This window comes from Halomonas sp. BM-2019 (assembly GCF_017584085.1).
Genome location: NZ_CP071922.1, coordinates 1,970,119 through 1,971,945 on the forward strand (window position 1 = coordinate 1,970,119; position 1,827 = coordinate 1,971,945).

Here is a 1,827-nt window from a genome sequence, read left to right on the forward strand (position 1 = left end):
AACGCAACCAAACCTGAACCCGCAGGGAACGAAATACCTAGTGGGAAACGCGTGTGTGAGTCACCACCAGTACCGACCGTGTCTGGCATCAGCATACGGTTCAACCAGCTGTGAATAATTCCGTCACCTGGACGCAACGATACACCGCCACGGTTCATGATGAAGTCGGGTAAGGTGTGCTGAGTTTCGATATCAACTGGCTTCGGATACGCAGCCGTGTGACAGAATGACTGCATGACTAAGTCGGCGTTAAAGCCTAAGCATGCTAAGTCTTTCAGTTCGTCACGCGTCATTGGGCCGGTAGTGTCTTGCGAACCAACCGTGGTCATGCGTGGCTCACAGTAAGTACCTGGGCGAACGCCGTCGATACCACAAGCTTTACCGACCATTTTCTGCGCTAAGGTGAACCCTTTACCGCTGTCGGCTGGCTGCTCTGGCGTACGGAACAAGTCTGAACGACCGAGGCCGAGAGACTCACGCGCTTTGGTGGTCAAGCCACGACCGATGATCAAGTTGATCCGGCCACCGGCGCGGACTTCGTCGATAATCACATCAGACGCGTACTGGTATTCAGCGATTACTTCGCCCGCTGCGTTTTCAATTTTGCCCGCGAGTGGGTAAATGTGAATCACATCACCCATGTTCATTTGGTCAACGTCTGCTTCAAACACCAAGGTTCCTGTGTCTTTCATGGTGTTGAAGAAAATTGGTGCAACTTTGCCACCGATACAAATACCGCCAGAACGCTTGTTCGGGGTACCTGGCATGTCATCACCGATGAACCATAACACTGAGTTCGTTGCTGACTTCCGTGAAGAACCTGTACCCACAACGTCACCAACGAAAGCAACTGGGTTGCCTTTTTCTTTCAGCTCAGCAATTTGCTCAGCTGCGTTGGTGATGCCTTCGCGTGGCATTTTGTACATGGCTTTGGCATGCAATGGGATGTCTGGACGAGACCATGCATCTGGTGCTGGTGATAAATCGTCGGTGTTGGTTTCACCCGTAACTTTAAACACAGTCGCGGTAATTTTTTCTGGCATTTCAGGGCGGCTAGTGAACCATTCTGCATTAGCCCATGACTCAACCACAGCTTTTGCTACAGCGTTACCGGCTTTCATGCGCTCTTCGACGTCGTGGAACGCATCGAACATCAAAATAGTGTGCTTGAGTTCTTCACCCGCAGCTTCCGCGAGTTCAGCGTCATCGAGCAACGACACTAAGGTTTCGATGTTGTAACCGCCGTGCATGTTACCGAGCAATTTAATCGCTAATTTCTTATCGATAATTGGTGAGGTGACTTCACCTTTGGTAATTGCAGCTAAGAAGCCCGCTTTTACGTACGCGGCTTCGTCAACACCCGGAGGAACGCGATCGCTGATTAATTCAAGCAAAAACGCTTCTTCACCGGCTGGTGGGTTTTTCAGTAACTCAACCAAGTCTGCAACTTGCTCTGGGTTCAGAGGCTTTGGTGGAATTCCTTCTGCGGCGCGCTCGGCCACATGTGCGCGATACTGTTCTAACACAAATGATTCCTCTCAAGTAGATACCCGCCGTTCACAGAGAACGGCCAGCAATTTAGAAAACGGGGGGATTATACGCGAAATTGTGGCTGTTTTGAATTTAAGCAGGTCTGACAAGGGCTATTTTAGTCATTCACGGAATTTATAGCTCCCATAACGCAACTCACTAGTTGTACACTTCCCGTACCGCAGCAACAATTGCTTGTTGCGCCGTTTCGCTGGCGAGGCGATGCTCATCAGCAACGGTAATCAGGGGAATACCAAAGCGTTTGCAGAATGATACAACCTTATCATAGGGCACGAC

At 50.3% G+C, this 1,827-nt stretch carries 1 protein-coding gene; it reads right to left on the minus strand.

Going from position 1 to position 1,827, the window contains the following annotated elements; translation table 11 throughout:
* The coding region (locus tag J5F18_RS09890; protein WP_346302067.1) for a bifunctional aconitate hydratase 2/2-methylisocitrate dehydratase at nt 1-1,526 on the minus strand (1,526 nt) is incomplete at its 3' end.
* Nucleotides 1,527-1,827: the final 301 nt, after the last annotated feature.